This window comes from Marinagarivorans algicola (genome assembly GCF_001292705.1).
Lineage (GTDB): Bacteria > Pseudomonadota > Gammaproteobacteria > Pseudomonadales > Cellvibrionaceae > Marinagarivorans > Marinagarivorans algicola.
Genome location: NZ_LGAK01000010.1, coordinates 47,309 through 60,471, shown reverse-complemented (window position 1 = coordinate 60,471; position 13,163 = coordinate 47,309). Strand labels below are relative to the sequence as shown.

Annotated in this window: 13 protein-coding genes; 12 read left to right on the top strand and 1 reads right to left on the bottom strand. The window is 44.8% G+C overall.

Features of this window, described 5'->3' with window-relative positions:
- Nucleotides 1–135: 135 nt before the first annotated feature.
- Complete coding sequence (locus tag AC438_RS04290) at nucleotides 136–1,746, bottom strand: tetratricopeptide repeat-containing response regulator (RefSeq protein ID WP_053980037.1); 1,611 nt, start codon at nucleotides 1,744–1,746, stop codon at nucleotides 136–138.
- Nucleotides 1,747–2,246: 500 nt separating this feature from the next.
- Here AC438_RS04290 and trhO point away from each other — a divergent pair, with 500 nt between their 5' ends.
- The 12 genes from trhO (at nucleotide 2,247) to AC438_RS04230 (ending at nucleotide 13,141) form a co-directional block, all read left to right on the top strand.
- A complete protein-coding gene (gene trhO / locus AC438_RS04285; protein WP_053980036.1) occupies nucleotides 2,247–3,221 on the top strand; it encodes an oxygen-dependent tRNA uridine(34) hydroxylase TrhO in 975 nt (324 codons plus the stop codon).
- A 223-nt stretch (nucleotides 3,222–3,444) separates the two neighbouring features.
- Nucleotides 3,445–4,278 (top strand): tRNA (cytosine(32)/uridine(32)-2'-O)-methyltransferase TrmJ, encoded by an 834-nt coding sequence (gene trmJ / locus AC438_RS04280; protein ID WP_053980035.1) that lies wholly within the window; start codon nucleotides 3,445–3,447, stop codon nucleotides 4,276–4,278.
- 105 nt (nucleotides 4,279–4,383) lie between these two features.
- The gene (gene iscR, locus AC438_RS04275; protein WP_053980034.1) at nucleotides 4,384–4,860 is read left to right on the top strand and encodes a Fe-S cluster assembly transcriptional regulator IscR; all 477 of its coding nucleotides are present in this window, start codon (nucleotides 4,384–4,386) and stop codon (nucleotides 4,858–4,860) included.
- A gap of 198 nt (nucleotides 4,861–5,058) precedes the next feature.
- On the top strand, nucleotides 5,059–6,228 hold the full coding sequence (locus tag AC438_RS04270) for an IscS subfamily cysteine desulfurase (protein ID WP_053980033.1): 1,170 nt from the start codon (nucleotides 5,059–5,061) through the stop codon (nucleotides 6,226–6,228).
- An 18-nt stretch (nucleotides 6,229–6,246) separates the two neighbouring features.
- Nucleotides 6,247–7,734, top strand: coding sequence for a Fe-S cluster assembly protein SufB (gene sufB, locus AC438_RS04265; RefSeq protein ID WP_053980032.1), 1,488 nt, complete (start codon nucleotides 6,247–6,249; stop codon nucleotides 7,732–7,734).
- Nucleotides 7,735–7,814: 80 nt separating this feature from the next.
- Entirely contained in the window at nucleotides 7,815–8,567 is a 753-nt protein-coding gene (gene sufC, locus AC438_RS04260; protein WP_420798146.1) for a Fe-S cluster assembly ATPase SufC, read from the top strand.
- Nucleotides 8,567–9,904, top strand: coding sequence for a Fe-S cluster assembly protein SufD (sufD, locus tag AC438_RS04255; RefSeq protein WP_053980030.1), 1,338 nt, complete (start codon nucleotides 8,567–8,569; stop codon nucleotides 9,902–9,904). The genes sufC and sufD overlap by 1 nt, the downstream gene beginning before the upstream one ends.
- A gap of 29 nt (nucleotides 9,905–9,933) precedes the next feature.
- Nucleotides 9,934–11,163 (top strand): aminotransferase class V-fold PLP-dependent enzyme, encoded by a 1,230-nt coding sequence (locus AC438_RS04250; RefSeq protein ID WP_053980029.1) that lies wholly within the window; start codon nucleotides 9,934–9,936, stop codon nucleotides 11,161–11,163.
- 19 nt (nucleotides 11,164–11,182) lie between these two features.
- Entirely contained in the window at nucleotides 11,183–11,533 is a 351-nt protein-coding gene (locus tag AC438_RS04245) for a HesB/IscA family protein (RefSeq protein ID WP_053980028.1), read from the top strand.
- Nucleotides 11,534–11,621: 88 nt separating this feature from the next.
- A complete protein-coding gene (gene sufT / locus AC438_RS04240) occupies nucleotides 11,622–12,158 on the top strand; it encodes a putative Fe-S cluster assembly protein SufT (RefSeq protein ID WP_053980027.1) in 537 nt (178 codons plus the stop codon).
- Nucleotides 12,158–12,607, top strand: a complete 450-nt coding sequence (locus tag AC438_RS04235; RefSeq protein WP_053980026.1) for a SufE family protein — start codon at nucleotides 12,158–12,160, stop codon at nucleotides 12,605–12,607. Before sufT ends, AC438_RS04235 begins: the two co-directional genes overlap by 1 nt.
- A 183-nt stretch (nucleotides 12,608–12,790) precedes the next feature.
- Nucleotides 12,791–13,141 carry a ParB N-terminal domain-containing protein gene (locus tag AC438_RS04230; protein WP_053980025.1) on the top strand — a complete coding sequence of 117 codons (351 nt, stop codon included), beginning with the start codon at nucleotides 12,791–12,793 and terminating at the stop codon, nucleotides 13,139–13,141.
- Nucleotides 13,142–13,163: the final 22 nt, after the last annotated feature.

Below are 13,163 nucleotides of genomic sequence, written 5' to 3'. Positions count from 1 at the left end.
AGGCGATGGTATTCGTTTTTAAGAGTATGGGCTATGGTTATTTAATATTTAGGTGGTTATTGAGTGGGTGGGTATCTATAAATTCAGGAAGAGCGGCTGAATGCTTGGGTGACCTTACTGAATAACACCCATTGGCTATAGGCGCGCCATGCGTTGTAATTTATTGAAGCGCTCATACTGCGCATCCTGCGGTTTGATTTGTGCGCGAATGTGGTTGAGCTGCTCATCAATAATGTGTTCTAGATCGCCCGTATCACCGCGCTTATGTTTACCAATGTAGGCTTGGCAAATATTCATTTGTAAGCCTAGATGCCGGGGGAATAATACCTGAGCACGCTGGAAGCATAGTATGGCCTCATCAAACTCTTGATTATCGTATAATGCAATACCTTCTTTGTTTGCTTCGGCTAAAAGGCGTTTATTTGTTTTGTTTTGAGGCTCATCCATGACTGCATCAAGCTGTGCGAGTGCGGCTTCATTATCGGCATATTGCTCGGCAAGCGCTTGAGTGAGCGCTTGTGCTTGATCGTTTTTTTTGAGCGTGCGAATGGCCTTGATATGATCAATATCTATTTTCACATCATTTTTTTCGCGCGCCAGATAGCGCGATTCGGCCTTACTGATTGTTTTTTCGCCGTCTAGCTGTTGGCGACTTAAATATTGTAAGCGTCCTTGTACAAACTGCACACGTAATAGGTCGTCGCCATTGACATGGAAAAAATCAGTGGCGGCTTTGAGGGATTTAAGGGCCTCTTGGGGGAGTAAATCTTTTGTGGCGAGTAGTGCTTGTGGGGCATCAGCGGTATTGATACCAAGGCGATAAGCATCTTGCCAGTCACCATGGCAGCTGTGCATACCTAAGCGAACGCACTCGCGTAAGGCTTCAATAGCGGTGCTAATATCGCCGTTTTCTTCGGCGATATTGGCGAGGTTCTTTTGCCTAAGAATGGATAGTGGTGAGGCTTTGACCGCTGAGGCAATCGCCGTTTGTAAATTGGCATAGTCTTTTTGCTGATGATAAATACTAGCGAGCCCATCATAGGCGGCAAGGCACAAGGGGTTATCTTGTAATATGCTGTGAAAGGCTTCACAGGCGCGCTCTAAAAACGTTTTGCCCATGAAGGTATGCGCTTGACCTAAGCGGGCCCACTCCACGGGCTTTTCTTCTAGAATACACTGGAAATAGGTGTCGGCTTCATCGAATTTATCGGCTTGTAGTAGCACGTCGCCGAGTAATTTTTTGGCTTGACTGGCAAGGCGTTGCTCGGGGTGGCATAGGCGCTCGAGCAATGCGATGGCGAGTTCGGTGTTATTTTGCTCGAGAGCAGCCGTTACAGGTTTAAATGTTTGATGTGACCTGATGGCGCGTATCAGTCGGCGCTCTAAAACGACAGCATTGATGGGTTTGGTGAGGTAGTCATCGGCGGCACATTCACTGCTAGCCAGTACAGCTTGGCGTGAGGTGTCAGCGGTTAGCATCATAAATAATGTGTCTGTTGTGATGAGCTTAAAATGCCTAAGCGCCTCTAAAAGCTGATGCCCATTTTTCCCTTTTCCTAAATTAAAGTCGCATAAAATTACATCATAGTGATGGCTTCTGCAGCTATCGAGCGCTTGATTGCCGTTTTGAGCGACATCGATATCATTAATGCCAAAAGAGTTCAGCATACTACTCACAGCCGAGCGGAAAAAGCTCGAGTCTTCAACGACCAAAAAGCGAAGTTTCTGTTCTGCTAGTGGTAGCACTCGCGCTCCTCAAATAATGCAATATCCCAAAAGGTGAAGGGCCTGGATATTATGGGGGCTCTGCCGAAAGTATGATGATCGGCCGCGCTATATGACTGGACCTTACCGTAAGGTACCAGTGCCTTGGGCACTGCGCTTTGCGGAATATACCTATTGAGTGTGGTTGAAATTGAGCTAAATAGTGGGAGTGAATCGATTGCTGGTTATTTTGTTGGATTGAGGGGCAGGGCTAAGGGCTGAGTACGATGCCTATATCTTGCTGGAGGTGCCATGTCTAATCGTCATGTTTTTTCGTCAGTACTACAGCTTTAGCTTTGAGCGGGGTATTGGGTATAATACTCTTGTATTTTGTGCGGGTATTGTGTTGCTTTTAAGTCCTATTGCTCAATACCCGTGTGCTATCGGTTTTGTATGGTGTCGGGTCCCGTTATGATACATAGCATACAAGCATTTTTAAGTGTGTTGTAAACACCGTTAAGTTGTAAAACAAGAGGTTTTAAATGAGTGCTACTAAGCGTGATAGCCAAACAGGTAAGAAAATTGTCGTAGCCGCCATGTATAAATTTGTGAGCTTGCCAGAGTTTGAGCAGTTGCGTGAGCCAATTTTAGATTTTTGCCTAGCGCACGACATTAAAGGAACGCTGCTATTGGCGCATGAAGGTATCAACGGTACCGTATCGGGTAGCCGTGAAGCTATTGATGGCTTATTGGCGTTTTTGCGGGAGCAGCCGTGTTTTGCTGGCATTGAGCATAAAGAGTCATACGAGCAAGAACAGCCGTTTTATCGCATGAAGGTTAAGCTCAAAAAAGAAATTGTGACAATGGGGGTGGAAGATATTGACCCTAACCATACCGTAGGAACTTATCTTAATCCGCAGCAGTGGAATGAAGTAATTAGTGACCCCGATGTAGTGGTGGTAGATACGCGTAATTATTACGAATATAACATCGGTACCTTTAAAGGTGCGGTGAATCCTGAAACCACGACATTTAGAGAGTTTCCTGATTATGTTGAAAAGAACCTTGACCCGCAAAAGCATAAAAAAGTGGCTATGTTTTGTACTGGTGGTATTCGCTGTGAAAAGTCTACGGCTTATATGAAGCAGCAGGGCTTTGATGAGGTCTATCATCTTCAAGGCGGCATCTTAAAATACCTCGAAGAAATGCCCAAAGAGAAAACTCTTTGGGAGGGCGAGTGTTTTGTTTTTGATAACCGCGTAGCCGTAGATCACGACCTCAATAAAGGCAGCTACGATCAATGCCACGGCTGCCGCCATCCCATTACAGAAGAAGACAAACAGTCACCTAAGTACTTAAAAGGTGTCACTTGCCCCTTGTGTTTTGATCATCAAACCGAAGAAAAGCGCGCTCGTTTTGCTGAGCGCCAAAAGCAAATTGAACTGGCGAAATTGCGCAACGAAGCTCATATCGGGGCGCTACCGCCTGAACGACAAAAAAATAACCCGAAAACCTAATACCTGCACTTACTGTCACGGCGTTAGCTAGCTGGGTTTTGTGGGGAATCTCGCAGGCCAAGATGCGGTGACACGCCGCGCTTTGGTTTGTTGGTCGCTATTGTTTGTGTGACGCACACACAAAGTGTGGTTTCTGGTAGAATCGCGCCCCTTTTTATAGGCAACCATCTACTGTGTTTTACGGTGTGTGATTGCTTGAATATTTGATTTAAGGGGTATCCTCATGAGCTCAGTTGAGCCAGATCGCATTCGACCGGAATTTGACCGCATACGCATGGTGCTGGTAAATACTTCGCACCCGGGCAACATAGGAGCCGCTGCGCGTGCGATTAAAAATATGGGATTGTCACGCCTTGTGCTTGTGGCTCCTAAAGACTTTCCTGCCGATCAAGCGCAATGGCGTGCCGCTGGCGCCCTTGATGTGCTCGAAAATGCCATTGTGGTCGATACTCTAGACGAAGCTATTGCTGATTGCCAACTAGTCGTTGGTACCAGTGCGCGTGGCCGTCGCATCCCTTGGCCATTAGTGAGTCCGCGCGAATGTGGTGATAAGGTATATGCCGAAGCTAAACACGCCGAGCACGAAGTGGCGATAGTCTTTGGTCGCGAAGACCGTGGCTTAACGAACGAAGAACTACACAAATGCCAATACCACGTACACATTCCCGCGAACCCCGCTTACAGCTCTCTGAATATCGCTGCTGCGCTACAGGTTATTGTGTACGAAATACGCATGAGCGCCTTGGCCTTTGAGGCGGGTCAGCCCATCACTTTTGAAGAGTGGGACATGCCACCGGCGAGCCAAAAAGAGATTGAGCATTACTTTGAGCATCTGCAAACGCTACTGGAGCAACAAGGCTTTTTGGAGGAGGGCAATCCTCGTCAAACTTTGACTCGCTTACGTCGACTCTATGGCCGTGTGCGCCCTGATCAAATGGAGCTCAATATTTTGCGCGGCATGTTAACGGCCAATAAAAATGCCATGTTTCATGCCGATAAACGGTACAGCGCACTCAAAGCTGAGCTCGATGCGCTGAAGGCGAGTAAAGCACCGTAACCCATCAAATACCCGAGTCAATGACTCGGGTATTTGATGGGTAATAGTTGACTGTTTTACTCAGGTATTCGATAATTCGCTTCATTACACAAAAGGCGATGACTCATGCGTTTAACCACTAAAGGCCGTTATGCAGTAACGGCAATGTTGGATTTGGCTCTATACAGCACCAAAGGCCCTGTGAGTTTGGCGGATATTTCTGATCGGCAAGAGATTTCTCTGTCGTACCTTGAACAGCTGTTTTCTAAACTACGCCAAAACGATTTGGTGAAAAGCGTACGCGGCCCTGGCGGCGGCTATTACTTAAAGCACCCCAAAACTGATATTTACGTTGCGCAAATTATTGATGCGGTTAATGAGTCGGTAGATGCGACGCACTGTGCGGGCAAGGGTAACTGCAAAAATGGTGAGGTCTGTTTAACGCATCATCTCTGGGAGTCGCTTAGCCAGCAAATACACCAATTTTTAAGTCAAATTAGCTTGGCTGATTTAATGACTAAAAAAACTAGTGTCAAGCAATGTATTGATGATGAACCGGCCAAGCAAGACTTGGAAGAGATGATTAACGTAGCGGGCTTGTAGCTATTGGCCCCTTATCCCTTTACAAATGAGCTGAGTACCTCGTTGATACAATGCTTTGTTCATTAAATATGCTGTTAATTAAGCACTTTGTTAATTAAGCACTTTGTTAATTAAGTGTTTTGTTGATAAGTACAAATACCTTGCGCTTTTATTGTTAAAGCGTAAAACCACACTGGCTGTAAATAAAGATGGTTTAAAATGTCTGCTGAAAAGCCCAAGACTCCAATATATTTAGATTACGCGGCAACCACCCCTGTTGATGCTGATGTTGCCAAAGCCATGGCTGCCTGTTTAACGCGAGACGGTAACTTTGCTAATCCAGCTTCGCGGTCGCATTTTTTTGGGTGGCAGGCTGAGGCGGCTGTTGAAAAAGCCCGAGGTCAATTGGCCAATTTATTGAATGCTGATCCACGCAGCTTGGTGTGGACAAGTGGTGCGACAGAATCCAATAACTTAGCACTTAAGGGCTTAGCTTTTGCGTACCAGCACAAAGGCAAGCACATTATTACCAGTAGCATTGAGCATAAAGCGGTATTAGACCCTTGCGGGTATTTACAAAACAATGGTTTTGATGTGACTTATTTAGCCCCGCAAAAAGATGGTTGCATTACGCTAGAGCAAGTTAAAGCGGCATTGCGTGAAGATACCATTATAGTGGCGTTAATGCAGGTGAATAATGAAACTGGTGCGATAAACCCTATCGCATCTATTGCTCAGCTGTGCCGCAGCCATGACGTGCTTTTGCATGTTGATGCTGCGCAAAGTGTTGGCAAAATACCCGTGGATGTTGCCGCGCTTGGTGTGCATACACTTGCCTTATCAGCGCATAAATTTTATGGCCCTAAAGGTATGGGTGCACTGTATGTGCAGCGCACCCCAGAGGTGCAGCTTAGTGCGCAAATACACGGTGGCGGACATCAGCGCGGCATGCGCAGTGGCACATTGGCCACACACCAAATTGTAGGTTTAGGTGCAGCAGCAGCGAAGGCGCAACAGCAATTAAAACAAGATCAAGCCCATACCAAAAGCTTGCGCCAAGCCTTTATGCAGGGCTTGAGTGCACTTGAGGGTATTCGCCGAAATGGCGATGAAGACAATAGCTTGGACGCCATCGTTAATATTAGTTTTGAAGGCGTAGAGGGAGAAACGCTACTAACCGCATTGCGTGATTTAGCGGTTTCTACAGGCTCTGCATGTACATCTGCTAGTGTAGAGCCTTCGTATGTTTTAAGCGCTTTAGGCATTACGCCAGCACTGGCACATGCTTCTTTACGTTTTAGTTTTGGTCGTTATACCACCTTGGCAGAGGTGGCCTACGCCGCAGAAAAAATTGTAGCCACAGTTACCACACTGCGCGCTCAACGCTAATTTTTAAGGTACACCGTTATGTCACAAGAAAATGCGCAGTCAGTACTGAATGCCGAGCCGCTCAGCGATGCCGATCAACAAATTGATGATGCAATCAATAAAGAGTATTCGGCCGGTTTTGTCTCTAATATCGAATCAGACACACTTGAGGCTGGGCTTAGCGAAGATGTCATCCGCTTTATATCGGGTAAAAAGAATGAGCCAGAGTGGATGCTTGAGTGGCGCTTAAAGGCGTATCACCAATGGTTAGAAATGGAAGAGCCCGAGTGGGCGCATGTCGACTACCCTAAAATTGATTTTAATGAAATCTCTTATTACTCTGCCCCTAAAAGCATGGCCGATGGCCCTAAAAGTTTAGATGAGGTCGACCCCGATCTTATTGCTACTTATAATAAATTGGGTATCCCGTTGCACGAGCAGCAAATGTTAGCCGGTGTTGCGGTTGACGCTGTTTTTGACTCTGTGTCGGTGGCCACTACTTTTCGAGAGAATTTAAAAGAAGCAGGCGTCATCTTCTGCCCTATTTCTGAAGCAGTCCATGAATACCCTGATCTTGTTAAGAAATATTTAGCATCAGTTGTTCCGGTAAAAGATAACTATTATGCCGCTTTAAATTGTGCCGTATTCAGTGATGGCTCTTTTGTATATATTCCAAAAGGCGTCAAATGCCCTATGGAGCTATCCACGTATTTTCGCATTAATGAAGCCAAAACGGGCCAGTTTGAGCGTACTTTAATTATTGCCGAAGAGGGCAGTGAAGTTAGCTATTTAGAAGGTTGCACAGCCCCAATGCGCGATGAAAATCAATTGCATGCCGCTGTGGTTGAACTTGTATGTCTTGATGGTGCCAAGATCAAATACTCAACGGTACAAAATTGGTACCCAGGTGATGCAGAAGGCAAAGGCGGCATTTATAATTTTGTCACCAAGCGTGGTATTGCGCATACCAATTCACGTATTTCATGGACGCAAGTAGAAACAGGCTCTGCGGTAACGTGGAAGTATCCAAGCTGTGTGTTAAAAGGGGATAACAGTGTTGGTGAATTTTATTCAGTGGCCTTAACCAATAATTATCAGCAAGCCGATACTGGTACTAAGATGATTCATATTGGTAAAAACACACGCTCGACCATTATCAGTAAAGGCATCTCGGCCGGTAAAAGCTCTAACGCTTATCGTGGGTTAGTCAGGTTTAACGCAGGTGCCGATGGCGCTCGTAACTTTACTCAATGCGACTCTTTATTAATTGGCAGTGAATGTGCGGCGCATACCTTTCCTTATATCGAAAGCAAAAATCCTAAAGCCATTATCGAGCATGAAGCGACGACTTCTAAAGTCAGCGAAGATCAGCTGTACTTATGTCAGCAGCGCGGTATAGACGCCGAGAAAGCTGTATCAATGATTGTTAATGGCTTTTGTAAAGATGTGTTTAAAGAGCTCCCCATGGAGTTTGCCGTAGAGGCGGGCAAGCTATTAGAGGTGAGTTTGGAAGGATCAGTGGGTTAAAAACCTCAACACATCATTCAGTTTTTTAATTTTAGAGGCTCTCCAATAGAGCCAAGCTAAGCGCCCAAACGCGAGAAACCATTATGTTAACTATTGAAAATTTACAAGCTAACGTCAGCGATAAGAATATTCTTAAAGGCTTAAACCTAGAGATTAAACCTGGCGAAGTTCACGCGATAATGGGGCCAAATGGCGCCGGTAAAAGCACTTTAGGTCATGTACTTGCTGGCCGCGATGGCTATGAAGTGAGCGGCGGTAGTGTCACACTTGAAGGTAAGGATTTGTTAGCACTGGAGTGCGAAGAGCGCGCGCGCGAGGGGATTTTTTTGGCTTTTCAGTACCCGGTAGAAATCCCTGGGGTGAGCAATATGGAATTTTTAAAAGCCAGTGTTGATGCTGTGCGTAAGCACCGTGAGTTACCTGCGTGGGATGCCGTTAGCTTTATGAAAAAAGCACGCGAGGCGTGTACAGCGGTTAATCTTGATCAGCAATTTTTAAAGCGCGGGGTGAACGAAGGTTTTTCTGGCGGTGAAAAAAAGCGCAATGAAATCATGCAAATGATGTTACTTGAGCCCAAATTAGCCATTTTAGATGAAACCGATTCAGGCCTAGATATCGACGCTTTGCAGGTTGTTGCTAACGGTGTCAACGCTCTGCGCAGCCCCGATCGTTCATTTATCGTAGTCACTCACTATCAGCGCTTATTAGATTTTATTGTGCCAGATTATGTACATGTATTAGCCGATGGTAAAATTGTAAAGTCAGGTGATAAAAATTTGGCCTTAGAGCTAGAAGAAAAAGGCTATGGCTGGTTAGAAGGTGAGAGCGCGTAATGACTAGCACTCCTTTACATGCCGCGATTGCTGCTGGTAGTACGCTAAACAGTCGTACAGCAACTAGCCATGCAACAACTAAAATTGCTGATATGCAAAATGCCGCCGCCCATGCATGGGCGCAAACTCCTTGGCCAACTCGTACAACTGAGGCGTGGAAGTACACGCCATTAAAAGCCTTAGAAAAGGGTGAACACTTTACACCTGCGGCCAAAAATACTCTTACCAGCGATGCACTTAAGCCGTTCGAGATCAATCGTTTAGAGGCGTTGACACTCGTTTTTATTGATGGTCATTTTTGTGCTGAGCAATCTGATGATTTAACGCAATTACCTACCGGTATGACGATTGAGCATTTAAGCGATGCGAGCGATCTAGGGCAATTCAATAAAGCCGCCGGCGAGCATGCAACTTTATTTGGTGAGCTTAATACTGCAAGCATCGATGCGGCGCTGGTTATTAGTGTGGCAAAAAATGCGCAAGTCATTCAACCTGTGCGGGTATTAAATATTGCGAGTGCTAATAAGCCTTGTTTGGCTAATGCACGTATTTTATGGCAGCAGGCGCCGCACAGTAAGGCTACCTTGGTCGAGCATTTTGTGAGTACGCAAGGTAGTCACACTTTTACAAATAGCATTACTGAGCTTTTTGTTGGCGAAAATGCCGAGTGTGAACACTATCGCTTACACCTAGAGGATGAAGCCAATTTGCATATTGGCGGTGTATATAGCCATGTGCATAAGCATGCTCGCTTAAATAGTTTCTATTTAGCGATGGGCGCTAATTTGCAGCGTGTTGATGTAGTCACTCAGTTTGAAGGTGAAGGTGCTGAAGCAGTCAACAACGGCGTATATTTGCCACGCAATAAACAGCTTGTTGATTTTCATACTTGTATTGAGCACAAGGTGCCACACTGTAACAGCCATGAAACCTTTCGCGGCATTATTGGTGATAGTGCACGCGCGGTATTTAATGGCCGTATACATATTCATAAAGACGCCCAAAAAACACTGGCCGAATTAAGCAATAAAAACTTATTAACCAGTAATAAGGCCGAAGTGAACACCAAGCCCGAGCTTGAAATCTACGCTGACGATGTGCGTTGTGCGCATGGCGCTACGATTGCTGAACTCGATGCCTTGGCTATGCATTATTTGCGTACCCGTGGTATTGGCCAAGCCGAAGCGCAAGTGATGTTGAGTTTTGGTTTTATTAATGAGCTGATTGAACAGTTGAATAATGCGGCCATTGTCGAATATTTACGCCCGGTCATTGCACAGCGTTTTGCTAACAAGTCTGAGCTTTTAGACAGCTTAACAAATAACGCGTTGATTTGACTTTTGAAGTCGTTAATTAGGTGAAAAATATGAGTCATGATGGTTTGAACATTGAGGCAATAAGAGCGCAATTTCCGTTGTTGCACCAAGAGGTTAACGGTGCGCCTTTAGTGTACTTGGATAGTGCTGCCACTACCCAAAAGCCGCAATGTGTGATTGATGCTGTGACTGAGTATTACACCGGTTATAACTCTAATGTACATCGTGGCGCACACAGCCTTGCCGATAAGGCGACTATCGCCTTTGAAGGGGCGCGTCAAAAAGTATCGGCATTTATCAATAGCCCAAAGCCCGAGCAAGTATTGTGGACACGCGGTACAACCGAGGCTATTAACTTGGTGGCTCATTCGTGGGGTAATCATAATATTGCAGCAGGCGATATTATTTTGGTGTCAGAGTTAGAGCATCACGCCAACATTGTGCCGTGGCAAATATTGGCCGAGCAAAAAGGCGCTAAAGTTGTACCTATTCCATTAACTGAGCAAGGCGATATTGATCAAAACGCATTTACAGCGTTACTCACCAGCGATGTTAAATTGTTGGCGCTGAGTCATGTTTCTAATGCATTAGGCAGTGTTAATCCCGTTAAGCAAATGGTGGCTGCAGCGAAAGCTAAGGGTATTACCACGTTACTTGACGGTGCCCAAGCAGTGGCACATTTTAAGGTTGATGTGCAGGCGTTAGGTTGTGACTTTTATGTATTTAGTGGTCATAAATTATTTGCTCCCACAGGCGTTGGTGTGCTGTGGGGGAAAGAGGCGTTACTCAATAGTATGCCACCTTACCAAGGTGGCGGTGAAATGATTGACACCGTTAGCTTTGAAGGCACGACATTTAATGGCTTGCCCTTTAAGTTTGAAGCAGGCACACCGCATATAGAGGGTGTTATTGGCTTAGGTGCGGCGATTGACTTTTTGAATTCACTCGATAACGAGGCTGTTGCGCAGCACGAAGCTGACTTAATGGATTACATTATTAAAAAAGCAGCAAATTTTGATGGCTTAAAGCGTATAGGTGAAGCTAAGTATCAAGTCGGCGCCTTTAGCTTTTTATTAGAAGGCACGCACCCGAGTGATGTAGGTATGTTATTGGATCAGCAAGGCATTGCGGTACGTACCGGGCATCATTGTGCGCAGCCGTTAATGAGTCGCTTTAATATTCCGGGCACCGTGCGAGCGAGCCTTTCTATTTATAATACACGCGATGATATTGATCGCTTATTTGCGGGCTTAGAAAAAGCAAAGCTTTTTTTACTATAACCCGTTGGGAGGTTTAACCATGACAGTGCAAAGTTTTACAGTCAGTGATGTATTAACCGTAACCGATACCGCCGCTGAGCATTTTGCTAAGGTGCTGGTTAAATCAGGTAAGCACGCTATTCGCGTCACTTTAAAAGAAGCTGGTTGTACAGGCTTCAAGTATGTGATGGACGAGGTGGATGAGCCCGCTCAAGGCGATATTGAGAAGCCTTTATTGAATGGTGTATTGGTGTATATCGATTCAGATCATGTGGGAGCATTACAAGGTACCGTTATTGACTTTACCACTCAGGGCGTTAATAAAAACCTTGTTATTAATAACCCTAATGTTAAAGATGCTTGTGGTTGCGGTGAAAGCTTTAGCGTTTAATGTGTAGTTATTAGCGATTTTTAATCTTTATTGCACGGCTTTTAATCGTTATATCTAGTAAAAGCCGTGCAATACTTTTGGTAATATTATGTCAGAACAAAGAATGGCCACTACCGTGCGTGATTGCCCAGGGCGTTTGGTGCCTGTTGGTGATGCGGTTACAATTCCTGCACACAATTTTGTGACAATCACGCAGGCGTTAGGAGGCAATTATACGGTGGTATATCAAGGTAATATGATTCGCGTTGATGGTACCGATGCCGATGCCTTAGGTCTTGAAAAATATGAGCTGACATTTGATGATACCGGTAATGGAGAAATCAGCAGTGAGCAAGTATGGCAAGCGCTCGAAACTGTATACGATCCTGAAATTCCGGTTAACTTAAAAAGTTTAGGCTTGATTTATGCTGTTGATATTGCGCAAGATAGCGGCAAAGTCAATATTAAAATGACACTTACAGCACCAGGTTGCGGCATGGGGCCCGTTTTAGTCGGCGATGTGAAATATCGTGTCGCTTTGGTGCCTAATGTTAAAGCGGTAAATGTAGAGCTAGTATTTTATCCGCCTTGGAATCGCGATATGATGAGCGAAGAAGCGCAATTAGAGACAGGATTATTTTTTTAATGACTAGCCAACTCACTGCCGCTAAGCAGTCACCTTTTGGTGTTACGATTACAGCCGAAGATATTTTAGAGACACTTTCTTTTTTTGATAGCTGGGAAGAGCGATATAAATATATCATTGATTTGGGAAAAGAGTTACCTGCTATGGATGCAGGCCTCAAGACTGAAAGGCAATTAATTCGCGGTTGTCAAAGCCAAGTATGGATTCAAGAGTATGGCGAGGCTGGTAAGCTATATTTTTTGGCCGACAGTGATGCTTTTATTGTTAAAGGTTTACTAGCTGTGGTATTGGCTGCGTATTGTAATAAAAGTCCAAGTGCAATTTTGGCGTTTGATGTAGAGAGTTATTTCGATAGTTTAGGGCTAATTAAGCATTTGAGCCCAACACGCGGCAGTGGTATGAAGGCCATGGTTGCCCGCATTCAGGAAGTGGCACGTCAAGCTGGCTAAAGCCTCCGCAATACAAGTAGTTGTGAATCATAAAAAGCGCAACGGCATTTGATTATGCTGTAGCGCTTTTTTTATGGCTTAAAGTGAAATTGAGTGAAAATCGCTATAAAGCTTACTGTTATAAGCAGCTAGCAGTCGATGTGTTTCACCGCATAAATTCAATAGGAATAAGAGTATTTAAAGATGACCCCAGAAATAGCCGAGAAAAAAAAGTACTTATTACACTGGATGTATGACTTTATTCTTGATGATGAAGAGCCTGCTTACCGTAAAAAAGATGTTGATGAATGCGATCAACTTTTAACAGATTTTATTCATTGTGTTGATACGGATGAGAATAAGAAAGATTTTACATGGGTTGCAAGTCAAGTTGAAGCACTAGTTAAAAATCTTAATGAACTTAATGAAAAGTTAGAGTATCAATTAATAGAAACCGACCAGCGCGAAGACTTATGTGCGCTGGTGGCCTTGGTGATGCAGCATGCAGGGCATGATTACGAGGGCGATATTACTGAAATATGGCGCAAGTGGTAGTGTCAATTGATGCATTGAGTCA

What these genes read in the sequence shown, in the direction of transcription:
- sufB (WP_053980032.1), top strand. Translation starts at nt 6,247, where the DNA reads ATGTCACAAGAAAATGCGCAGTCAGTACTGAATGCCGAGCCGCTCAGC.
- trhO (WP_053980036.1), top strand. Translation starts at nt 2,247, where the DNA reads ATGAGTGCTACTAAGCGTGATAGCCAAACAGGTAAGAAAATTGTCGTA.
- trmJ (WP_053980035.1), top strand. Translation starts at nt 3,445, where the DNA reads ATGAGCTCAGTTGAGCCAGATCGCATTCGACCGGAATTTGACCGCATA.
- AC438_RS04270 (WP_053980033.1), top strand. Translation starts at nt 5,059, where the DNA reads ATGTCTGCTGAAAAGCCCAAGACTCCAATATATTTAGATTACGCGGCA.
- AC438_RS04245 (WP_053980028.1), top strand. Translation starts at nt 11,183, where the DNA reads ATGACAGTGCAAAGTTTTACAGTCAGTGATGTATTAACCGTAACCGAT.
- iscR (WP_053980034.1), top strand. Translation starts at nt 4,384, where the DNA reads ATGCGTTTAACCACTAAAGGCCGTTATGCAGTAACGGCAATGTTGGAT.
- sufT (WP_053980027.1), top strand. Translation starts at nt 11,622, where the DNA reads ATGTCAGAACAAAGAATGGCCACTACCGTGCGTGATTGCCCAGGGCGT.
- sufD (WP_053980030.1), top strand. Translation starts at nt 8,567, where the DNA reads ATGACTAGCACTCCTTTACATGCCGCGATTGCTGCTGGTAGTACGCTA.
- AC438_RS04235 (WP_053980026.1), top strand. Translation starts at nt 12,158, where the DNA reads ATGACTAGCCAACTCACTGCCGCTAAGCAGTCACCTTTTGGTGTTACG.
- AC438_RS04250 (WP_053980029.1), top strand. Translation starts at nt 9,934, where the DNA reads ATGAGTCATGATGGTTTGAACATTGAGGCAATAAGAGCGCAATTTCCG.
- AC438_RS04230 (WP_053980025.1), top strand. Translation starts at nt 12,791, where the DNA reads ATGACCCCAGAAATAGCCGAGAAAAAAAAGTACTTATTACACTGGATG.